Consider the following 21,884-nt stretch of genomic DNA (forward strand, 5'->3'; position numbering starts at 1 on the left):
CCTATAATCGCCGCCACTTTTTGGTCAATCCGGCCAAGTGTTTCTGGTCAACTAACGGGGGCAAAGCCCAATGAGCTACAGCAAGATTCCGGCTGGCAAAGACCTGCCGAACGACATCTACGTCGCGATCGAGATTCCGGCCAACCACGCGCCGATCAAATACGAAATCGACAAAGACAGCGATTGCCTGTTCGTTGACCGTTTCATGGCCACCCCAATGTTCTACCCGGCCAACTACGGTTACATCCCGAACACCCTGGCTGACGACGGTGATCCCCTCGACGTGCTGGTCGTGACCCCTTACCCGGTTGCTCCAGGTTCGGTGATCCGCGCTCGTCCAGTCGGCATCCTGAACATGACCGACGACGGCGGTGGCGATGCCAAAGTCATCGCAGTTCCACACGACAAGCTGTCCCAGCTGTACGTCGACGTGAAGGAATACACCGACCTGCCTGCGCTGCTGATCCAGCAGATCGAGCACTTCTTCGCGAACTACAAAGATCTCGAAAAAGGCAAATGGGTGAAAATCGAAGGCTGGGCCGGTGCAGACGCCGCCCGCGAAGCGATCACCAAGTCGGTTGCGGCCTATAAAGGCTAAGAGCAGCGGCTAGCTTCAAGCTGCAAGCCTTAAGAGAAACCCCGGTAAATCCGGGGTTTTTTGTGGGTGCCCGTAAAGCGTCGTCAACATGCCGTTTAAGATCTGGCCGCTTGAGTTTTTCCTTGTTTAATTTCCTCCATTAGCGTCTTACATCCAGTCTTAAATTTCCCTCGAAATTTGAACGGTTCGTTGAATCAAAGCCTTATGCCGCGCGGGTAGACTCGCGTTTATGAAAAAGAACAAAACCTGCGGTGCGCGATTCAAAATGCTCCTCGAAGAGGCGAATATCACGACGACGGAATTTGCCGAGTTCTTGAAAATCAAGAAGCCACAAAACGTCCACAACTGGTACACCCGAGGCGTGCCCCACTACCGAATGGAAGAGGTCGCCAGACGTCTCTCTGTAAACAGTGAGTGGCTGAAAATCGGCGAAGGTCCGAGAAATTCGAAAGAACTGCGCCTGCTCGACGAATCCGGCAACGTCTTCGACGCCCAAGCGATCCGGGGCTGTTACAGGGTCATCGAGCCGACCGATGTCGAACTGCCCTTCTACAAAGAAACAGTCATCACACCCGACTCCAACAAAACCCATGTCATCAAAGACCCCGGTCAGTCCATCCGCCTTCCCCGCAGCGATCTCGACTCCCTGGAAATCAACCATGCCGACGCCATCTGTACTCGCATGATCGGCAACAGCATGGCGGAGAAAATTGAAAATGGTTCGATCCTCGCCATTGACCGCGGGCTCACGCAAATTATTGATGGCGAGATCTACGCCATCGAGCATGACGGCATGTTGCGGATCAAATACCTGCATCGCGTTCCGGGCAACTCGCTGCGCATGCGCAGCCACAACAGCGCTGAATACCCGGATGAGGTCTTTAGACCCGCACAAATCGAGGAACAAAATATCAGGGTACTGGGTTGGGTGTTCTGGTGGTCGACACTGAACAAGCGCAGGCCAGAGGTGCCGTTCCTGTAGCACCATGGCTTGCCCGCGCTATTGACTCAAAAGATCGCAGCCTCCGACAGCTCCTACAGGGATTCACGTTTTCATGTAGGAGCTGCCGAAGGCTGCGATCTTTTGATCTTGTCCTTCCTAGAGGGAACATTCACCCCAAGCTGGGAATTCCCCAAAAAAATCAGTATGCTGCGCCCCACATTTGCATCGACCCGCCCCGCGGCTCCGATCGCACCGACAAGGCAGATGATTTTCTCGCCGAGTCCCACAGCCGGACGCAAGATCCGGGTGTACGTTTTGAAGGCTGGCGCGGTTTACCAAAAATGAACCAAGCCAGTCCCCGAGAAGCCGGCCACAAGCCGGCTTTTTAATGCCTGACAGAAAGTGCCCCTGTCGTCTGAAATCCGAATCGACGCTTGTCGAACATTGACCTCAATTGATACCGTAAAGACAAACGTCATTACAGGTACTTCACCATGGCATCCATCAATATCCGCATCGACGATGAGCTGAAACAACGCTCCTTTGCCGAGCTGGAAAAGCTTGGAGTAACGCCCTCCGAACTTTTACGCCAAACACTTCAGTACGTTGCCGAACGGGGCAAGCTTCCTTTCAAAGCCGCGTTGCTCAGCGAAGAGGATGAAGCCCTCATCGCGGTGGTCACCGAACGTCTTGCCGCTCCCCAGCGGGTCAAGGTAAATCTGGATGACCTATAGCCTCGAATTTGATCGACGTGCGCTGAAAGAGTGGAACAAACTGGGCGATACATTGCGCCAGCAGTTCAAAAAGAAGTTGGCTGAGGTATTGGAAAACCCTCGTGTCGAAGCCAATCGACTGCGTCATTTGCCAGATTGCTACAAGCTGAAACTACGCAGCGCTGGCTATCGCCTGATCTATCAAGTGATTGACCAAGAGGTTGTGGTGTTTGTGGTCGCAATTGGAAAGCGAGAACGTGAAACCGCTTACCAAGATGCTCAGGACCGAATCACTCAGCAGCCTGCTGACTATTAATCTGAGCAACTGCTCGAGACTGTTTTACTCACGGATAACTAAACCCCTTAACCAACGTCAACTCCCCCACCGCTCGCATCGGCACCAGAAACGTCTCCATCTTCTCGCTCGGCGTGCCCTCCTCGGTTATCACCGTCACCTGCGCGGTGGTCAGCGGTTGAACCGCCTCTTCCTGCCCTTCTTCATCACTGCGATACCCGCCGCCAAAGTAATTCACATACACCAGATACTGCCCCTTCATCGGCGCCGGCATGGCGAAGATTTCCGGGCCGTAACCGGTGGTCACGTCGACGTCGAGTGCAGCGCCATTGGGCGCGACGCGGTCGCCGTACCAGATGTGGGCACCGTCGGGGGTGATCAGGTGTAGATCCAGATCGGTGCCATCGCTGTCCCACGCCAGCAACACGCGCAATTTCGCCGGTGTTGAGCCACCGCTGGCATTTAAAAACTGAACACGACGGCGTTGTTGGCCATCGGGACTGCGGACTTCGACACTGTTGCTGCCGTTGGGGAATGAAAACGGCCGATCAAAGCGACCGGTCGGGTCGATCTTCAGCGGCATGCTGACCCCGTTCACGATCAACCGACCGGGCTGTTCAGATTTAGGCACGGCGTTGATCTGCCCGGCGATGCGTGCGGTGTTGGCCTGCCCTGCCGGGGTGTTCACCGATGAGGCGGGGTAGTTGACGGTTTGGCGAAAACGTTCGCCTTCACCTTCGGGCGTGCCAGTACGCCAGCCGCCGGCAGGGGTATCCAGTTTAACGCTGTCGGCAGCCATTGCCGGCGATACCACGGCGAACGTGCAGAGCAACAACAAGACCGTCGGATAACGAAGTGTCATGGTCTATTCCAGCAAAAGTTGACGGGCGAGCCCTTCGATGTAGGTTTCATCCTGGCCGTTGGGGTGTGCTTCGAAGGCCAGGTGCAGGTATTCGTGAGTCAGGTCGAGGCGGTCTTGCAGCGAGAGCACGCCGCGCACGTAGATGCGCTGGCGTTCGCGATCGACATAGGGACGACCGAAGGTCAGGCGGCAGACGGCGAAGGTGCTGACTTCGTTGTAGCCGGTTTCGCTTTCCAGCCGTGGGCGCCAGCCACGGCGCTGCTTCTGCAGCCAGTCCTGGGCGGCGGGCAGTGCTTCGCAGGAGGCGACGGGATTGTCCCAGCGACTGAGGCTGGCGCGCGGGTAAGCGTGCAGGAGAATGGCGTCGTAGCGCTGACCGGCGTTGGCTTGCTCGACCGCTTGCTGCCAGGACAATTTGTCCGGGCCTGCTTGATCTGAATGGTAGGTGACGGTGCTGCCGGCCAGCACCAGGTCGCTGGTCCACGCAGCAATGCGGCGGGCTTCTGCGGAGGCCGGGCGCGGGGCGACGCGCTGACGGCTGCTGCTGTCGTCGATGCTCAGGCAGTCGCCGTTGCGGGTGGCGTTTTGCAGGAGGTAGGTGCGGACTGCAACGGCCAGGGCTTTGGCAGCCTCGGCCGGCTCCGGTTTGGCTTCACGCTGGAGCACACGCGCGACGTACTCTTCGCGGTCCAGGCGGGCGACGAGCTTGTCATTCAACAAGAACAGCTCGCCGTCACTGTGGATATCGAGTTGGTTGCCGTTGGTGAATTCGACGCGGAAATCGCCCTGTAATGGCCCGTCAGAAACCACACGATCTCCCGCTACAACGCGCCCGATCGGATAGCGGGAAAACAATCCGACTTCGACACAACGCCCCGTCTCCGCCGGCCAACCTGTCGGCAACACCGTTGCCAACGCCGCACCATAATGACGAAGCACCATTTGACTGGTGCCACGCCCACCGGCCCAGATTGGAGTGCCATCCGCCGTCCAACCGGCAAATCCGCCCTGACGTGACGATGGATCCTGATCCCCCAACCAGCTCCAGGTTTTCACCCGCAACCGGCCTCCGAGTTCGCCGACGACATTACCGTCAGCGGCGCTCAACACCACATCGAGCAACACGCGTCGCGCCTGATCCTGCGCGGGCATCAATGCCAGCTCCCGTAACAATCCAGCCACCGACACGCGCGTCGAAGGCTGTAAAGATGGCAAATCCAGCAACCACTCCGGCGCCTGTCGCGCTTGCCAATAGCTGCGCCAGTCAGCACCGGTAATGCCCAAGCGTGCCGGCTCAAAGTACAAGCCGCACGACTTCACCAACGCCTGATCGCGTTCGATCTTGCCACCCGCGGTGCAGCAATAAACCTCTTCCTTCGACTCGCCGCGACATTCGTAAGGTGCCTCATGAGCCCCGGTATCCACCAGCCAAGCGTAAACGAACAACTTCCACAAACTGCCCAATGGCGCCTGCACATCAGCCGCCAACGGCTCGCGTGTAATCACCTGCGTCCGGCTCAACGACAGCAATTCACCTTTGAAACCCAGCCGCAGCGGCTCGTCCTGCGCTGTCGCCAGCGCAGGGATCAAACACAGCAGCCAACAGATCAGAGGCCGAAACATGTCAGTGAACCGTGACCTGACCGAGCGCCGGTTTCTGTTCTTGAGCCTGATGCTGTGGCGCGTACACCTGCGTGAAGCGCGCCGGTGGCAGGTTGAACTGACCCTTCTGCGAGAAACGCACCAGATGCCGCAAACGCAACTCGCCGCTCAGCGCATCCACCGGCACGGCATAGGCCAGTTGCCCCGGCTCGAATCGTGCCTTCTCGAGCGCTGTCGGTTCGGTGCCGGCCTTGCCCATCAGCTTGATGCCCCACGTCGTGCGCTCGACATCCGCACCCGGTGGCAGCGGCACTTCGAGCATCCCGTAGCGCAGCGGTTTAGCGGCCTTGCTGGTAAGGATCACTTCGTCCAGATACAGGCTGTCGCTGGACAACGGCTGAGTGCCAACCGCTTCGAGTTTGAAGGTGAACGCTTCATCGCCCGGCACCAGACGCGACAAGCGACGGGTGATGGTCACGGCCATCGGATCAACCGACGGTTGCCGAGTCTGGAAGCTCAACGCGGCACGCAATGGACGCTCTTGCACCCCGCTCAGCGACAACACCGCTGGCACCGCTGCAGTACCCTGCCACGTCCAATACATCTCGCCGGTATCGCCATATTTTTTCTTCCAGCCGTCACCCGGAGCGAGTGCGATGGTCGGTGAAGCCTGTTCGATGCTGCGTTGCAACCAGGTCAGTGCCAACGCACGTTCCAGCGTCGATTGCTGCGGCAGCAAGCGTTGCAGCAACGTTTGCGCTCGGGTCTGATCGAAGGCTTGCAGCGACAGATTCAGCGCTTCTGCAAACGGCTGGGAACTGACCGCCAATCGTTGTTGAGCGTCGGCCAGTTGCCGGTTGAACGCCTCCGGCAGAGTGACCTTCGATTGCCTGGCCAAAGATGCCGTCAACGTCCGGGCAGCGGCAAGACCCAGCGCTGAATCCGGATCGCTCATGACGAGGCTGTCTTCGCCGTCTTCCATCAGATTCGCCGCGTTGCCCTCGCCTGCTTTCGCCAGATCCGCCACCAGCCCGCTGAGCAAAGTGTTCACCGGCAATTGCATCTGTTTGGCGAACGACAGGATCAGCGCCCGCTGCAACAGCGGCGTGTTTTTCGCCTGTTTCGCATAGACCTCCAGCACCCGCTGCCAATGCTCCGGCGGCAGGCTCAGTTCCAGCACTTTGCTGGCGTGCCAGTCGGCGTAATAAGCGTACGCGGTGAGGAACGCATCGGGCTCACCGTCCATGCCCCACCACGTGAAACTCGCCGACGGCCCGGCCATTTGCACCAGACGCAAGCGGCTGTTCTGCATGATCAGGCGCAAGCGGTCGCGGATCTGCGGGTTCGACGACAAGGCTGGATAAGCGATGCTCAAGGGCAGTAAACGACTGGCGGTTTGCTCGACGCCGCCATAGGGGTAGCTCAGCAGATCATCGAGCGCCGAGCGGAACAACGCTTGCGGACTGTCATCCAGACGCAGACGAATATCCGTCGCGTCCGCCGGCAAGGTCAGCGGTGTATCGCCAGTGGCAACGTCCAGGCTTTGGTTTTGCGTGACCTGCCAACCTTCGCCGGTCGCGGTCAGGTGCACGGTCAGGGCATCGGCGGTTTTGCCGTCCTCTACCAATTCCGCCGTCCACTCGCCATTGGTCAACGCAAACGCCGGCAGAGGAATGTAGTTGATGCCGCTGTTGAGCGTGACGGGAACCCGTTGTTCGCTGCCTGCGTAATGAATCACCAGCTCAGCCTTGACCGGGTTTTGCGCCTGACTGAACGCGAACACGCCGAGATCCGGTTTGTCGCCCGTGCGGAATTTACTCGGCCCGCTCCACTTCAGGTACAGCGGTTTTTCCGAACGCACGAACTGCTTTTTCTGCCCGACCTGACCGTCATCGGCGATCGCCCGCGCAGTGATGCGCCAGCGGGTCAACGAGTCGGGCATCTTGAAGGTGAAACGGGTTTTGCCATTGGCGTCGGTCAGCAATTCCGGCTGCCATGCAGCGGTGTCGACGTCTTCGCGACGCGGCCGCTCCAGTACCTTTACGCCGCGCTCGCTGCGGTTGGCTTTGCCCGGCGCACCAGGGCTGCCCGGCAGCGCCACGTCGTAGCTGATGAACGACAGACTGGCGCTGGTGCGCACGTTGTTGCGGCGCGGATGATAGAAGAACTGGTCGATGGTCGGCGCGACCTCCGGTTGCAACGCGTAAACCATTTCGTCGACCACGCTGACCGTCAGGTGCGCCGGAATCGGTTTGCCGGCGAATTGCGTGCTCAGGTCCACCGACACGGTGTCGCCGGGTTGATAGGTCTCTTTATCGGTCGCGATGGCTACGTCGATTTGCGGCGTGATCACCTTGATACCGGCGTTCTGGAAGCTGTACTGACCGCCCTTGGTGTACAGCACCGAGAACGTCAGGTTCGGCGCAAAACTGTTCTTCACCGCAATGCGCGCGCGGTATTGGGTGTCGCTGAGTTTTTCCATCTTCAGCCAGTCGCCGCCCTTGGACAGCAGCACGGTGGCCTCGACCTTGTCGCGCTCCAGTGACAGCAGTGCATCGCTGATCGGCTCGGGGAAGGTGATCAGCGCCAGCGCTTCATCGCCGGCCTCGTACTCGGGTTTGTCGAGGACGATTTCCACCGTGCCGGGCACTGCTTTGACGCCGTCGCCGGTTACTGAATGACCGGTGGCGCCGAGGGTACGGCCATGGTCATCCTTGAGCGTCAGGTTGTAGGTGCCGGGACGATCGAAGGCCAGTGTGAAGGCCTTATCGGTGGCGGCCAGTTTGCCTTCGCCGGCGCTCTGATCTTCCAGGCGTACCCAGCCGTAGCTGCTCGGCGTAACCGCTTGATTCTCACCTTCGCCGACGTAGCTGAACGCCACTTTGTCGCCCACCGCACTGAAGCGCTGCGGCGCACTCAAGCGGAAATTCGCCGCACCGCGATCGATGAGGATTTCCTTGGTGGTCTTGACCCGATACGCCGCGCCATCGCTGGCGAATACGGTGAGCATGTAGCGGCTCGGGTTCTCCGCGGCCGGCAGGTCGAGGGTCGCATTGCCCTTGGCGTCGGTAGTGAGTTCAGTGCTGGTCAGTTCCACCGGGAATTGCCCGAGGTATTGCAGCTCGTTGTCGACCATCGACAGTTGCTGGGCGCGCAGGCTCAGGCTCAACTTGGCGTTGGCCACCGGTTTACCGTCCGGATAGAGCAGCACCAGATTGCCCTTCACCGGCTCGCCGGTGCGGTAATCCTGCTTGGCCAGGTTCAGCGAGATTTCGAAGTGCGGCTTGATGTACTCGGCCACGCGGAAGGCGCTGCTGTAGACCTGATCTTTGTAGCTGAAGCGCAACTCATAACCGCCGGCTATCGCATTGTCCGGCAACTGGAAACGACCTTGAGTACCGGCCTTGGAATCCAGTTTCAGCGCCAACGATTGCAGCGCCGTGCCGGTCGCATCCAGCACCGTGACATTGACGTCGGCAGCCGTTGGCTGCACCGAATCGCGGGCATTCTTGAACTCGCGGCCGACGATTTTCAGCGACACCCAATCCCCCGGCCGATACAGCGGCCGGTCGGTGAAGGCATAGAGTTTGGTGTCGTAGATTTCGCTGTCGTAGTAGAAGTTTTCCGAGACGAAAACACCGCCCTCTTCGTCTTCGCCGATCACGAACGAGCGCTCGGGGCTCACGTGTTTCAGGCGCAGCAAACCATCGGTATCGGTGGCGCCGCTGCTCATCACGCCGAGGCCATCGGTCCACAGCACATTGACCTTGGGCACCGAACTGCCTTCGTGTTTGCGCGCGGCCCACACCAGCAATTCATCGCCGGCAATCTTGCTCACGGCCACGGTGTTGGAGACGAAGACCATGGTGGTCGCGCGGTACTTGCCGATCAGCGCTTCCACCAAGTACAGACCCGGTTTCAGGTTGCCCAACGGGATGTAGACGTTACCCGGCGCGACGCTGACGAACTCACTGGAAGAACCGGCGAGGTTCACGCCTTCGGGCGGCTGGATCGGCTTCGCTTGCCACAGCGGATAGCGAAACTGGCTGACCACCGGCAGGCCCGGAATCAGTGCGAATTGCGGTTGCGCGTCATAGGGCGTTGGCGCGACCATGGCGGCGCCCATCTTCAGTTCCGGTACTTCCTCGGTGACCTGTTTGCGCGACTCGTAGTTGAACGCCCGCTGCATCACGCGACGGGATTTGCGATACCAGTTGTCCCACAAGTACGCGAGCGTGTTCGACAGCCCTTCACCCTTGAACTGGCCGTCACTCACTACGCGGTGCAGGTTCTTCTGGCGCTTGAGGAAGTCCAGCGGCTTGTCGATTCGATACACCCGAATGTCGGCGCCGCCGTAGGGTTCCATGCGGAACCGGCGATAGTCGCGACCCGGTGCTTCAAGTCGCACCATCGCCTGTTCGTCGCTGGCAAAACTGCTGTCTGCCAGCAGGAAAAAACTTTCACCGGCCACCGGCGTATAGCCACTCGGCTCGACCGTGTCTTCGGCATGGACCGTCGACAAAGGCAGCAGCACTACCAACAGCAGAGGCAGGAAACGCAACATGCGGGCACCGATCATGGGGCGAGAAAATTCAGTCGATAGACGCCGATGAAGTTGGGGTTGGCTGCATCGGGTATCCATCGGGTGTCCTTCCATGTCATGAGTTGTTGCAGGCTTGCGGAGCGCATGCCGTTGTCGGTGGGTGTGGTGGTGCCGGTGTGATAGGCGATGTAGCGGCCCATCCAGATCATCAGGTGCTGGTCGTCGCCCTGATCGAAAAACATCAGGTCGCCAGGTCTCGCTTGAGACACATCGCGGCTGACCAGATGGCTATTGAACTGGATCAATTTGATCGCGTTGACGTACGGCCCGACCTTGCCGCCGCCCTGCTGCCATTGCTGGGCGAGGCCGCGCTGGGCATCGCTCAGTTGCAGATCCGGCGGCAGGTAGCGATTGGACAGGCCATTGCTGCGCAGCCATTTTTCGTCATGGACTTTCAGCGCTTCGTTGGCGGCAAAACGCACCAGCCCCGCGCAGTCCTGCTGATACCAGCGCGGGCTCGGGCCCTGGCTCAGTTGCTCTTGGGCGATGCGCACGAACCAGGCGCGGAATACCTGGGATTGCTGCGGGTCGAGCGCTGGTGTTTCCATGGCGAACGCGCGACTGCCCAGCAGCAATGCCAGCAGGCCGAGGCTTCGGATCAGTGCCGTCACAGCGCTTTCCACTCCAGCGGCAACCATTGCCAATGACCATCCGGCTCGCTGCCTTCGGGGAGTGTCAGGGCGTATTTGCCGTAACCGCCGAGCTTGCGCAATTTCGGGATCAGGTAGGTTTGCGCGGCGTTGTAGAACACCGGCTCCATGTCCTGCGGCAGGCTGTCGAGGGTTTCCTGCTGCATCAGTTGCGCCATGGAATCCGGACCGAAGTAGACCGGCATCAGCAGGTCTTTGGGCACCACATCGGCCATTGGCGGGAAGCGTTTGTCGAGGGTGCCGAGGGCCTTGTCCACAAGCCTGTCGTCGAGGGAAAACAGCAGCGTCGAACCGTGACGCGCCAGGCTCACACGCATGAAAGCCTTGCCGGTAATTGCGTCAGGACTCTCGGCGTCCTTGGCTTTGTAAGGGCCGAAGTTGGAACTGACCTGACGCTGCCATTGGTGAGTTTCGCCTTCCTGTTTCTCGACCACGGGAAACGCATGCTCATCGACCTTGGCTTCATAGGCACCCACCATCGAGCCAAACAACTTGCCCAGATCGCCATCGAATTTGGCGCTGTCCTTGTCATTCAGGCTGGCCACCAGCAGCGGCGTATACAGCCGCGAATCGGCGTACCAGCACAGACCGGCAGCACCGGCCATGTGATCCGTCAGCGCCTGGGCCACGTTCTCTTCAGCGCCGAGTTTCACCAGCAGCGGTTTCTGTTGTTCGGCGGCCAGCGGCAGGGCCACGCAAGCGCTGGCGCCCATCGGCATGGCTTGCCAGATTGGCTTGAAATCGAAGTCCGGTTGATCGTCCAGTTCATCCATGGCGAGGAAGCTGTGCCAGCCTTTGTCGTCCATGTCGAAACGCAAGCCAGCGAAGTTCGGGATGAAGCGCTGGTAACCCATCGCCAGCACACTGGCATTGACCGAGAGCCGTTGCCTCACCTCAGGCGTGCGAGGTTGCAGACCGAAGGCTTCGGGGAACAATTTGTCGCCGTTGAGCAGTGCGGCGATGGCTTGGGTCGAGACGCCGCCCGACTCCTGCGTCGCGCCACTTTGCGGATCGTAGAGTCTGGTCGGGTTCGACAGCACCACCAGTTTGTCGCCATGGGAGGCGAACAGCAGTGCCTTGCTGGCGTTGTAGGTGAGTTGATAGAGCGCCACGTCATCGGCGCCGACTTTCACGTCCGCGATTTTGCTCAGCTGCGAATCATCCAGCGCCACTTTCGCCAGCGGCTCCAAGACTTTGGCCAGCCCACCGCGATCCATCACCAGCAGGAAATCCTTGAGCCGGCCATCCGCCCCGCGCCACAGCGCCACGTCAGCCGGTTGATCGAATAGCTGCTCGATCAAGCTGTCCTGCAGCTTCAGGTCATGCTCGTAAATGATCCGCCGCAGACTGCCAATCAGCCCGAGGCGATCGGCATGGGTTTCGTAATAGAAGACGAAATCCTCAGTCAGGGTTTCTTTGAGGAACGGCACCGCCAACAGGTCCTTGGGCAATTGGCTCAAGGAGTGGGTTTCGAGCAAGCCATCGGGGCGGCTCATGCCGAGTTTTTCCGCCGCCAGTTGCGGAGCGGGTGCCTTGCTTTTTTGCATGAACCAGCCCATGCCAGCAGCCACGCCCGCCACCAGACACAACCCTGCCACGATGGCCGGCCAACGGCGGGACAGCTTGGCGCTCGGTGTTTCGGCAGCCGGGGAAACAGTGTTATCGCTCATTTCACAAAACCCGATGTCATCCGTGGTGCGGGATGCTTAATAGTTGAAAGTCTTGACCAGCAGCAGATCACCGATCGCGCGCAGGGGCACGGTGAAGGTTTCGCGTTTTTCGTCGACGGTGTTTTCGTTGAGGACCAGGTTGATTTGCGAGGTGATCACCTCGTTCTGGTTGCTGGTCTCATCGAAGTTATAGCCGCCGCTGCCGAAGTTGCCCCAATAGTTGACGTAAACCAGATAGGTGCCATGCAACGGCGCGGTCATGGTGAACATTTCCGGGCCGGGTCCGTCGACGCCGTCCGGATCGAGGCCACCTCCGTTGGTCAGCGCCGAGTGAGCCCAGAACGCGTGTTGGCCGTCCGGGGTAACGATGTGCAGGTCGAGCTCGGCCTTGGGGTCATCCCAGCCCAGCACCACGCGAATCCGCGCCGGCGTGCGCAGATTGTTGGCTTCATAAAATTGAACGCGCTTGAGCGACTGGCCTTCGCCACTGCGTACTTCGACGCTGTTGGAACCGGCACCGAACGCGTACGGCCGGGCGAAACGCCCCTGGTCGTCGGTGTACAGGTTCAAGGGATTGCCGTTGACCGCCAACGTGTGCGGCCCGCGCTGATTGCCAATGGCCTTGAGCTGGCCCTGGATCATCGTGCGATTACGCTGCACGCCCCGGTCGATGGGTGGCGTTGGATAGGCGGCTTGCGGGTTTTCCGTGCGGTCCAGCAGGCCGTTGTAGCGCCAGCCGCCTACCGGTTCCGATAATTCGGCACTCGGCGCGGCCAGAACCGGCATGCAAGCCAACCCGATCAGCAGCAAAAGAAATGAGCGCATGTGATGCCTCCTGCCATGCCTGACGAAACCTTGCGCCTGATCCTAGGCGCGTTGCAGATGCGAAGACTGCGTTTCGTCTGAAAGACCCATGACTGTCGGGTCGTATTGGGCGCGAAGGTTAGACGCTGCGGCGGTTCCTCACAATCAGATCCCTCTGAAAATGCGTTGGCAATCACGTCGCGACTGGACTGTAAGCCGAATAAGCGGCATATTCGGCTCACTATATGAGCCGAATAGCCATTCTAATCGGCTCACTCAATTCGAGGTTAGCGATCTCAATGGCACCTTTTTGGATCTGGCAGCAGCCCGATTGGCCGAATTTCACTTGGCACGCCGAACAATTGGCGCCGCTTCTGCGCAACTGCGTTCAGGCACAAGGTCGATTGATGGGCATGGCCAGTTCCGTGGGGACTTCGCTCAGCGCCCAGAGTGAGCTGGACGCATTGCTGCAAAACATTGTCACCTCGTCCGCGATTGAAGGTGAGCAATTGAACGTCGGCTCAGTACGTTCTTCATTGGCGCGCCGCTTGGGGCTGGAGCTGACCGACGGCAATACCGTCAGCCTGCGCAGCGAAGGCCTTGCGCAGTTGATGCTCGATGCGACGCAACAGTTCGCCCAGCCACTGACGCTGGAACGATTGCTCGATTGGCACGAGTGGTTGTTTCCCGATCAAGACACCGACCTCGCCACCCGGAGCATCCGAGTGGGCGCATTGCGCGGCGATGATCCAATGCAAGTGGTGTCCGGTCGGCTAGACAGGCCGACCGTTCACTTCGAAGCGCCGCCGCGCCAGGGGCTTGAGCGTCAACTCGAGAGCTTTCTCAGCTGGTTCGACAGTAGCCGAAATCTGGCGGGGCTCGATCCGCTGCTGCGGGCCGGGATCGCGCATTTCTGGTTCGTCACGCTGCACCCTTTCGATGACGGCAATGGTCGACTGACGCGCACAATCACCGACCTTGCACTGGCCCAGGGCGAGGATCAGGCGATCCGTTTCTACGCCATGTCGTCGAGCATCCTGGAAGATCGCTCCGGCTATTACCGCATACTGGAAAACAGTCAGAAATCTACCCTGGACATCACTCAATGGCTGGAGTGGTTTCTACAGACCTTGCTACGCAGCTTGCAGCAGGCCATGACGCGGATCGAGTCGGTGTTGGGCAAAGCGCGATTCTGGCAGGCGCATCGGGAGTCTGAACTGTCGACTGAACAGACCAAGGTACTCAATCGCCTGCTGGATGGCGGGGAGCGCGGATTTGAAGACGGGATCAGCGCGTCTCAGTATCAAGCCGTGGCAAAGGTATCTAAAGCGACCGCAACCCGTCATCTGGCCGAACTGCTGGATAAGGGCTACCTGCAACGCCTGCCCGGTGGCGGGCGTAGTACTCGCTACCGAATTCACTATCCATATGACTCAACACCATAATCCCGGTCAACGCTGAACCCTGTGGCGAGGGAGCTTGCTCCCGCGCGGCTGCGAAGCAGTCGCAAAACCATTGCATGCGGCATGTCAGCTAAAACTGTTGTGCCCTTTTGGGGCCCCTGCGCAACCCAGCGGGAGCAAGCTCCCTCGCCACAGGGTTTAGCTGCCAAATCACCCCGCTCATTTGCCCATAAACCCCCTATCTGCTAGTGTCGCGCCGGTTTAACGTCAACCGGAAATCGCCGCCATGGCCCGCAAAAAAGCTGCACTGGATTTCGAACAATCCCTCGCTGACCTGCAAACGCTGGTCGAGCGTCTGGAGAATGGTGAATTGTCGCTGGAAGACTCGTTGACCGCTTTCGAGCAGGGCATCGGTCTGACCCGCGATTGCCAGGCGGCGCTGGCCCAGGCCGAGCAAAAGGTTCAGGTGCTGCTCGAACGTGATGGCGAGTTGGCCGAGGAACCCTTCGACGCGGACCAGCCAGAATGATTGCAGCGTATTCGGCGACCAGCCAGGCCCGGGTCAATGCGGCGCTGGAAACCCTGTTCACCGCCCCGAGCCCTGAGCTGGCGCGGTTGTACGAAGCCATGCGTTACAGCGTGATGAACGGCGGCAAGCGCGTTCGTCCATTGCTGGCCTACGCGGCCTGCGAAGCGCTGGGTGGCAAGCCCGAGCAAGCCAACGGCGCAGCCTGCGCCGTAGAGCTGATCCACGCCTACTCGCTGGTGCACGACGATTTGCCGGCCATGGACGATGACGATTTACGTCGCGGCCAGCCGACCACCCACAAGAAATTCGATGAAGCCTGCGCGATCCTCGCCGGCGACGGCTTGCAGAGCCTGGCGTTCAGCGCCTTGCTCGACTCGCGCCTGAGCAATGCCGATGCAGAGATCCGCCTGCAAATGGTCAGCGCTCTGGCGCTGGCGGCCGGCCCGGCGGGCATGGTTGGCGGTCAAGCGATCGACCTCGGTTCGGTCGGTCTGAAGCTCGATCAGAAAGCCCTCGAATACATGCACCGGCACAAAACCGGCGCGCTGATCGAGGCCAGCGTCAAACTCGGCGCCCTGGCCAGCGGCCGTGCCGAGAAAGATGAACTGAAATCCTTGCAGAGTTATGCACAGGCCATCGGCCTGGCGTTTCAGGTCCAGGACGACATTCTTGACGTCGAAAGCGATACCGAAACCCTTGGCAAACGCCAGGGCGCCGACATCGCCCGCGACAAGCCGACCTACCCGGCCCTGCTTGGCCTCGACGCCGCCAAGGCCTACGCCCTGGAACTGCGTGACCAGGCCCTGCACGCGCTGCGACCGTTTGACGCGGCGGCCGAGCCGTTGCGTGATCTGGCCCGGTATATCGTCGAGCGCCGCAGCTGACGGCGTATCCGCCAAAAAAGACCAACGCGTGGGCAGGGGCCGATGCATCAGGTAAACTGCCGCATCTTTTATACCTATAACGATTCGCCTGATGCCCACGACGTTTCATGAGATTCCCCGCAAGCGCCCGACCACGCCCCTGCTCGACCGCGCGAACACGCCGGACGGCCTGCGCCGGTTAGGCGAAGCCGAGCTGGAAACCCTGGCCGATGAGTTGCGCCTGGAATTGCTCTACACGGTCGGTCAGACCGGTGGGCATTTTGGTGCCGGCCTGGGCGTGATCGAGCTGACCATCGCGCTGCATTACGTCTTCGACACCCCGGACGACCGGCTGGTGTGGGACGTGGGTCATCAGGCTTATCCGCACAAGATCCTCACCGGTCGTCGCGAGCGCATGGGCACCCTGCGCCAGAAGGACGGCATTGCTGCCTTCCCGCGTCGCTCCGAGAGCGAGTACGACACCTTTGGCGTCGGCCACTCCAGCACTTCGATCAGTGCCGCGCTGGGCATGGCGATTGCCGCCCGCCTGCAAAACAGTGATCGCAAGGCGATTGCGGTGATCGGCGACGGCGCGTTGACCGCCGGCATGGCCTTCGAGGCGCTGAACCATGCGCCGGAAGTGAATGCCAACATGCTGGTGATCCTCAACGACAACGACATGTCGATCTCGCGCAACGTCGGCGGGCTGTCGAACTATCTGGCGAAAATCCTTTCCAGCCGCACCTACGCGAGCATGCGCGAGGGCAGCAAAAAAGTGCTGTCGCGCCTGCCCGGCGCCTGGGAAATCGCCCGTCGTACCGAAGAATATGCCAAAGGCATGCTGGTTCCCGGCACGCTGTTCGAAGAGCTGGGCTGGAACTACATCGGCCCGATCGATGGCCACGACCTGCCGACCCTGATCGCCACCCTGCGCAACATGCGCGATCTGAAAGGCCCGCAGTTCCTGCACATCGTCACCAAGAAAGGCAAAGGCTTCGCCCCGGCGGAAGTCGACCCGATCGGTTACCACGCCATCACCAAACTCGAACCACTGGATGCTCCTGCCGCCGCGCCGAAAAAAGCCAGCGGTCCGAAGTATTCCGGCGTGTTCGGCGAATGGCTGTGCGACATGGCCGCGGCTGATCCGCGTCTGGTCGGGATTACCCCGGCGATGAAGGAAGGCTCCGACCTGGTGGCCTTCAGCGAACGCTTCCCGCTGCGCTACTTTGACGTGGCGATTGCCGAGCAGCACGCCGTGACCCTCGCGGCCGGCATGGCCTGCGAAGGCGCGAAACCGGTAGTGGCGATCTATTCGACCTTCCTGCAACGCGGTTACGACCAGTTGGTGCATGACGTCGCTGTGCAAAACCTCGACGTGCTGTTCGCCATTGATCGCGCCGGCCTGGTGGGTGAAGACGGCCCGACCCACGCTGGCAGCTTCGATCTGTCGTTCCTGCGCTGCATCCCCGGCATGCTGGTGATGACCCCGAGCGACGAAAACGAACTGCGCAAAATGCTCACCACCGGCCATCTGTACGAAGGTCCGGCGGCTGTGCGTTATCCGCGTGGCAACGGCCCGAATGCGACCATCGAGAAAGACCTCGAGCCAATCGAGATCGGCAAGGGTGTGGTGCGTCGTCAGGGCAACAAAGTCGCCCTGCTGGTGTTCGGCGTGCAACTGGCCGAAGCGCTGAAAGTCGCCGAGACGCTGGATGCCACCGTGGTCGACATGCGTTTCGTCAAACCCCTCGACGAAGAACTGGTACGCAAAATCGCCGCCAGTCACGAGTTGCTGGTGACCGTCGAAGAAAACGCGATCATGGGCGGTGCCGGTGGAGCGGTCAGTGAGTTCCTCGCTCGCGAGAACATTCTCAAGTCGATGCTGCACCTGGGCTTGCCGGACATCTACGTCGAACACGCCAAGCCTGCGCAGATGCTGGCCGAGTGCGGGCTGGATGAGGCCGGGATCGAAGCCTCTATTCGCGAACGCCTGCAACTGCTGAAAATTTAAACCGGTCCCCTGTAGGAGCTGCCGAAGGCTGCGATCTTTTGATCCTGATCTTCGGCGGCTGCAACTCAGTCATAAAAGCAAAATCAAAAGATCGCAGCCTTCGGCAGCTCCTACAGGGGTTGCGTCGTGCCTGACTTGTCGCGGAATTTTATGAAACTCTCTCGCCTCGCCCTGACGCTGACTCTTCTGCCGTCCGGCCCCCTGCTGGCCGACTCCTTCGAACGCGACCAGGCCCTGAAGCTGCCGGACGTACTGATCAGCGCCAACCGTCAGGTCGAGGCACGCAATGACAGCAGCGCCGCCAACACCGTGTTCACTCGTGAAGACATCGACCGACTGCAACCAAACAGCGTCACCGACCTGCTACGTCGCGTACCGGGCGTGCAAATCGCGCAAACCGGCGGCCGTGGCAGCCTGCCGGGGGTGTATATCCGTGGCACCCAATCGGCCCAGAGTCTGGTGCTGGTGGACGGACAACGGATCGGCAACTCGACGTCCGGCGACAGCAACCTGCAACACATCAATATCGAACAGGTCGAGCGCGTGGAAGTGCTGCGCGGTTCCCGTTCAGCGATTTACGGCAGCGATGCGATTGGCGGGGTGATCCAGATCTTCACCCGGCGCGGCGGCGAACAAGGCCTGCAACCCCGAATGCACGTAGGTTTTGGCAGCGACCAGACTTGGGAGCGTAGCGTCGGTTTGTCCGGCGGCGATGCGCAGACCCGCTTCAACCTCGGCGCCAGCCTCGATGAAACCGCCGGGATCGACCGCACTCATGAGTCCTATCCCAGCGACAGCGATCACGACGCGTACCGTAATAAATCGTTCAGCCTGAGCCTCAGCCATGCCTTGACCGATGACATTGAAATCGGCGCTAACGTGCTGGATAACCGGGGCAAAAGTGAATACGACAACCCGTTCGGCCGCTTCGACCTGAATACCTTCGAGTCAGTCCAGGAGCAGCCGTACAACAAATTCGATGTGAGCAGCGTCAGCAGCTATATGGACGCGCGGGTCAATGACCTGTGGAAAACCCGGATCGAATTCGGCCACAGCGAAAACCGCGAGAAAACCTTCGACAAACTCAGCGATGAACGCAGCGTGTTCAACACCTACCGCGACTCGGTAACGTGGCAGAACGATCTGAAGCTCAATGAACGCAACAGCTTGATCCTCGGCGGCGACTGGTACGAAGACCGGGTCAACAGCACCACGGACTTCGACGAAGACAGCCGCTGGAACCGCGCGGCGTTTATCCAGCATCGCTTTCAGACCGACAGTTTCTCCACCGAACTGGGCCTGCGCCGCGACCAGAACCAGCAGTTCGGCGGCCAGAACAGCTGGAGCGGCACCCTCACCTTGCCGATGAACCCGGACAACGATGTGTTGCTGAGCTACAGCGAAGGCTTCCGCGCGCCGACCTTCAACGACTTGTACTACCCGGACTTCAGCAACCCGGACCTGAAGCCTGAAACCTCAAAAAGCTATGAGCTGCAATGGCGCAGTCAGCTGACCGAGAACAGTCGCCTCGAAGCTTCGCTGTACCGCACGGACCTGGAAGACGCGATCATCTTCGGTAGCAACTCGCGCCCGCAGAACGTCGCCTCGGCACGGATCAACGGCTTCGAAGCGGCGTTGAAGCAGGAACTGTTTGGTTGGCAGAGCAACCTTGGCGTAGCGATCATTGATCCTCGTGACCGTGACACCGGTCATACCTTGGCCCGTCGTGCTCGACGTACATTGAGCTGGGACCTGGATCGACAGTTTGACCGATTGGGCATGGGTGCGAGTTGGCAAGCGGTGAGCAGCAGCTATGACGACCTGAACAATCAGCAGCCATTGGGTGGTTATGCGTTGCTGGGGCTGCGCAGCAGTTGGGAGCTCAACCGCGAGATCAAACTGGAACTGAAGGTCGATAACCTGCTGGACAAGGATTACAGCCGGGCGTTGTACAGCCATGAAGGCAGCCAATATGGGTATCGCGAGGAAGGTCGGGCATGGATGTTTGGGGTGACGTGGACGCCTGAAGTCCGCTGAGATCACCTGTAGGAGCTGCCGCAGGCTGCGATCTTTTGATTTTGATCCTCGGCGCTTTCGAATCTGTCAAAAGCGAGATCAAAAGATCGCAGCCTTCGGCAGCTCCTACAGGGGGCGGGGTGCCATCTCAGCGCTCTGGTGCGATCAACTCGCACATCTTGGCCGTCGCCTCGATCATCTGCCCGCTCGGCCGCTCCAGGCCTTTGTCCGTCACCAGCCGCAATTGCCCCTGCTCCACTGCTCTCACCTGCGGCCACGCCTTCCACGCATCCAACTGCGCCTGATCACTGGCCAGAATCACTTCGGGATTACGCTGCAGCACCGCTTCCACACTGATTTGCGGCGCCGGGAGTGTCAGGTCATCAAACACGTTTTTCGCCCCGCACACTTCCAGCGCATCGCTGATGATCTGCCCGCCACCAACGGTGTACAACGGTCGATCCCAGACCTGATAGAACACCCGCAACGGCTGATCCCGGCGGTAGCGTTGGCGCAGATCATCCAGCCGCTGACGCAAATCCGCCGCCAGTGAAGCCCCACGCTCAGGCCGCCCGAGCTGAGTGGCAATCGCCTCGATCTGCGCGGTGAGCTGTTCCAAGTTGTGGGGTTCGGCGACGTAGGTCGGGATGTTCAAGCGCTTGAGTTGTTCACGCTGGGCCGGGGCGACGCTGCCGGGCCAGAGCAGCAATAAATCCGGCTTCAGGCTGAGCAGTCGCTCCATGTCCAACTGGCCGTAGCGGCCAACGGATGGCAGGTTCTTGAGTTGCACAGGACGCTCACCGGCATCCAGCACACCCACCAAAAGATCCGCAGAGTCCAGCTCGACAACGATTTCAGAGAGGGACGGCGCGAGGCTGACCACCCGTTCGACAGCCGCTGCCGAGCCGCTGACGGCCAGCATCAAAACCGCCAGCCAGACAGGACGCATCAGCCGAGTTGACGCGGGATACGGTAGAGGTAAAACAGCACCGTGGTCGACAGCGCCAGCAGGAACAGCGGCACTGCTTCGAGGCCGACGAAGACCGCCAATGCACCGATCCATGCTGGCAAACCGGCAGCAAGAAATGCCGTACGACGCTTGGCCGCCAGGCTGATCCAGGCGGCGGGCTCTTCAGGGGTATCGAGGGCTTTCTGGGTGGCGATCAATGCATGCTTGTAGCCACCGAAAAATTTCAGGCTGACAAACATCGAAGCCACACCGGCGATGAACAACGGCATCGCCAGCACCGGCAAGATAGCCTCGCCCTGGCCGAACACGCCGTTGATCACGAACAGCGGCACCAAGGCCAGCGCCAGGTATTGCCACCAGTTGACGGACAGTCGACGCCGCACCTGACCGCGGGTCACGCCCGGCCTACCTCGCCCTGATGTTCGTTGCCCATCATGTGGTCGAGTTTGCTGGCCTTGGTCGCCAGGTAGAGTTTGTTGTGCGGGTTATGGCCGGTGTGCAACGGCACGCGCTCGGCGACCACGATACCCATATCGGTCAAGGCCTTGACCTTGCGTGGGTTGTTGGTCATCAGGCGCAGGGACTTAACGCCCAGATGTTCCAGCATCGGCAGGCACATGGCGTAATCACGCTGGTCGGCGGCAAAACCCAGGCGCTCGTTGGCTTCGACGGTGTCGGCACCGCCATCCTGCAGCTCATACGCGCGGATCTTGTTCAGCAGGCCAATGCCACGGCCTTCCTGACGCAAGTACAGCAATACGCCGCGACCTTCGCGGGCAATGGCTTGCAACGCGGCTTCGAGTTGCGAACCGCAGTCGCAACGCTGGCTGAACAAGGCATCGCCCGTCAGGCATTCGGAGTGCAACCGGCCGAGTACCGGGGCACCGTCGGCGATCTCACCCAGGCTCAGCACGACGTGCTCGCGGCCGGTGGCTTCATCGAGAAAGCCGTGCATGGTGAATTGCGCAAAAGGCGTTGGCAGCTTGGAAGCGGCGACAAAAACGACAGGCACCGGTGTGCTCCTGATCTAAAGAGTCTGAAGATTCGCAGGCCGGCATTGTAACAGCAGGTTCCTGACGACGCTTAGGCTGAATTATCGGCGATAACTATCAAAAAGTTTGATGTCCACCCTGATAACACCATCCCCTGTGGGAGATTCTATGTTGCAGGGGAACCCTGCAGCCTTAAATTCGGCTGGTATTCGCTCTGGTTTTTCATGAGAGCGAATGCCACCCGGCACAGCTTGCGCGCGAGGATGACCAGGGCTTGGGTTTTTGCCAGGCCTCTGGCCAGATAGGACTCATAAAAAGGTTTCCAGATTGGAGATCGACAAGCCGCCATTGCCGCGTTGT

Annotated in this window: 18 protein-coding genes and 1 pseudogene; 9 read left to right on the forward strand and 10 right to left on the reverse strand. The window is 60.1% G+C overall.

The window, feature by feature from the left end; genetic code table 11:
- Nucleotides 1-70: 70 nt before the first annotated feature.
- The 4 genes from ppa (at nucleotide 71) to KGB21_RS14710 (ending at nucleotide 2,570) form a co-directional block, all read left to right on the forward strand.
- The gene (gene ppa / locus KGB21_RS14695) at nucleotides 71-598 is read left to right on the forward strand and encodes an inorganic diphosphatase (protein WP_007990564.1); all 528 of its coding nucleotides are present in this window, start codon (nucleotides 71-73) and stop codon (nucleotides 596-598) included.
- A gap of 229 nt (nucleotides 599-827) precedes the next feature.
- On the forward strand, nucleotides 828-1,580 hold the full coding sequence (locus KGB21_RS14700; protein ID WP_034148101.1) for a helix-turn-helix transcriptional regulator: 753 nt from the start codon (nucleotides 828-830) through the stop codon (nucleotides 1,578-1,580).
- 455 nt (nucleotides 1,581-2,035) lie between these two features.
- Nucleotides 2,036-2,275: a type II toxin-antitoxin system RelB/DinJ family antitoxin gene (locus tag KGB21_RS14705; protein ID WP_007946857.1), complete on the forward strand. Its 240-nt coding sequence runs from the start codon at nucleotides 2,036-2,038 to the stop codon at nucleotides 2,273-2,275.
- The gene (locus KGB21_RS14710; RefSeq protein ID WP_223505503.1) at nucleotides 2,265-2,570 is read left to right on the forward strand and encodes a type II toxin-antitoxin system RelE family toxin; all 306 of its coding nucleotides are present in this window, start codon (nucleotides 2,265-2,267) and stop codon (nucleotides 2,568-2,570) included. Before KGB21_RS14705 ends, KGB21_RS14710 begins: the two co-directional genes overlap by 11 nt.
- A 28-nt stretch (nucleotides 2,571-2,598) precedes the next feature.
- Here the strand turns inward: KGB21_RS14710 and KGB21_RS14715 are convergent, their stop codons facing one another.
- The 6 genes from KGB21_RS14715 to KGB21_RS14740 are packed head-to-tail and all read right to left on the reverse strand — an operon-like array spanning nucleotide 2,599 to nucleotide 12,761.
- Complete coding sequence (locus KGB21_RS14715) at nucleotides 2,599-3,411, reverse strand: YfaP family protein (RefSeq protein ID WP_223505504.1); 813 nt, start codon at nucleotides 3,409-3,411, stop codon at nucleotides 2,599-2,601.
- A gap of 3 nt (nucleotides 3,412-3,414) precedes the next feature.
- Complete coding sequence (locus tag KGB21_RS14720) at nucleotides 3,415-5,034, reverse strand: DUF2300 domain-containing protein (protein WP_223505505.1); 1,620 nt, start codon at nucleotides 5,032-5,034, stop codon at nucleotides 3,415-3,417.
- A gap of 1 nt (nucleotide 5,035) precedes the next feature.
- Nucleotides 5,036-9,592 (reverse strand): alpha-2-macroglobulin family protein, encoded by a 4,557-nt coding sequence (locus tag KGB21_RS14725; protein WP_223505506.1) that lies wholly within the window; start codon nucleotides 9,590-9,592, stop codon nucleotides 5,036-5,038.
- A complete protein-coding gene (locus KGB21_RS14730) occupies nucleotides 9,589-10,254 on the reverse strand; it encodes a DUF1175 domain-containing protein (protein ID WP_411741395.1) in 666 nt (221 codons plus the stop codon). The genes KGB21_RS14725 and KGB21_RS14730 overlap by 4 nt, the downstream gene beginning before the upstream one ends.
- Nucleotides 10,224-11,936, reverse strand: a complete 1,713-nt coding sequence (locus KGB21_RS14735; RefSeq protein ID WP_223505507.1) for a DUF2138 domain-containing protein — start codon at nucleotides 11,934-11,936, stop codon at nucleotides 10,224-10,226. The genes KGB21_RS14730 and KGB21_RS14735 overlap by 31 nt, the downstream gene beginning before the upstream one ends.
- 36 nt (nucleotides 11,937-11,972) lie before the next feature.
- Nucleotides 11,973-12,761, reverse strand: coding sequence for a YfaP family protein (locus KGB21_RS14740; RefSeq protein ID WP_223505508.1), 789 nt, complete (start codon nucleotides 12,759-12,761; stop codon nucleotides 11,973-11,975).
- A gap of 278 nt (nucleotides 12,762-13,039) precedes the next feature.
- On the opposite strand from KGB21_RS14740, the gene KGB21_RS14745 reads away from it, so the two are divergent.
- The 5 genes from KGB21_RS14745 to KGB21_RS14765 all read left to right on the forward strand — a co-directional run bounded on the left by KGB21_RS14745 (nucleotide 13,040) and on the right by KGB21_RS14765 (nucleotide 19,583).
- Nucleotides 13,040-14,185: a Fic family protein gene (locus tag KGB21_RS14745; protein WP_223505509.1), complete on the forward strand. Its 1,146-nt coding sequence runs from the start codon at nucleotides 13,040-13,042 to the stop codon at nucleotides 14,183-14,185.
- 244 nt (nucleotides 14,186-14,429) lie between these two features.
- Nucleotides 14,430-14,672 (forward strand): exodeoxyribonuclease VII small subunit, encoded by a 243-nt coding sequence (locus KGB21_RS14750; RefSeq protein WP_007894317.1) that lies wholly within the window; start codon nucleotides 14,430-14,432, stop codon nucleotides 14,670-14,672.
- On the forward strand, nucleotides 14,669-15,556 hold the full coding sequence (ispA, locus tag KGB21_RS14755) for a (2E,6E)-farnesyl diphosphate synthase (RefSeq protein WP_034148037.1): 888 nt from the start codon (nucleotides 14,669-14,671) through the stop codon (nucleotides 15,554-15,556). Before KGB21_RS14750 ends, ispA begins: the two co-directional genes overlap by 4 nt.
- A gap of 91 nt (nucleotides 15,557-15,647) precedes the next feature.
- Nucleotides 15,648-17,546 (forward strand): 1-deoxy-D-xylulose-5-phosphate synthase, encoded by a 1,899-nt coding sequence (gene dxs / locus KGB21_RS14760; RefSeq protein WP_223505510.1) that lies wholly within the window; start codon nucleotides 15,648-15,650, stop codon nucleotides 17,544-17,546.
- 150 nt (nucleotides 17,547-17,696) lie between these two features.
- Nucleotides 17,697-19,583, forward strand: a complete 1,887-nt coding sequence (locus KGB21_RS14765) for a TonB-dependent receptor domain-containing protein (protein ID WP_223505511.1) — start codon at nucleotides 17,697-17,699, stop codon at nucleotides 19,581-19,583.
- Between the two features lie 127 nt (nucleotides 19,584-19,710).
- On the opposite strand, the gene KGB21_RS14770 is transcribed toward KGB21_RS14765, so the two are convergent.
- The 4 genes and pseudogenes from KGB21_RS14770 to KGB21_RS14785 all read right to left on the reverse strand — a co-directional run.
- Nucleotides 19,711-20,511 carry a cobalamin-binding protein gene (locus KGB21_RS14770; RefSeq protein ID WP_223505512.1) on the reverse strand — a complete coding sequence of 267 codons (801 nt, stop codon included), beginning with the start codon at nucleotides 20,509-20,511 and terminating at the stop codon, nucleotides 19,711-19,713.
- Nucleotides 20,511-20,930, reverse strand: coding sequence for a hypothetical protein (locus KGB21_RS14775; protein WP_034148041.1), 420 nt, complete (start codon nucleotides 20,928-20,930; stop codon nucleotides 20,511-20,513). The genes KGB21_RS14770 and KGB21_RS14775 overlap by 1 nt, the downstream gene beginning before the upstream one ends.
- The gene (ribA, locus tag KGB21_RS14780; protein ID WP_034148042.1) at nucleotides 20,927-21,544 is read right to left on the reverse strand and encodes a GTP cyclohydrolase II; all 618 of its coding nucleotides are present in this window, start codon (nucleotides 21,542-21,544) and stop codon (nucleotides 20,927-20,929) included. The genes KGB21_RS14775 and ribA overlap by 4 nt, the downstream gene beginning before the upstream one ends.
- 146 nt (nucleotides 21,545-21,690) lie before the next feature.
- A pseudogene (locus tag KGB21_RS14785) lies at nucleotides 21,691-21,884 on the reverse strand (IS110 family transposase); the annotation flags it as partial.

Origin of the sequence: Pseudomonas sp. GL-RE-29 (assembly GCF_019947275.1) — a bacterium.
Classification (GTDB): domain Bacteria; phylum Pseudomonadota; class Gammaproteobacteria; order Pseudomonadales; family Pseudomonadaceae; genus Aquipseudomonas; species Aquipseudomonas fluorescens_A.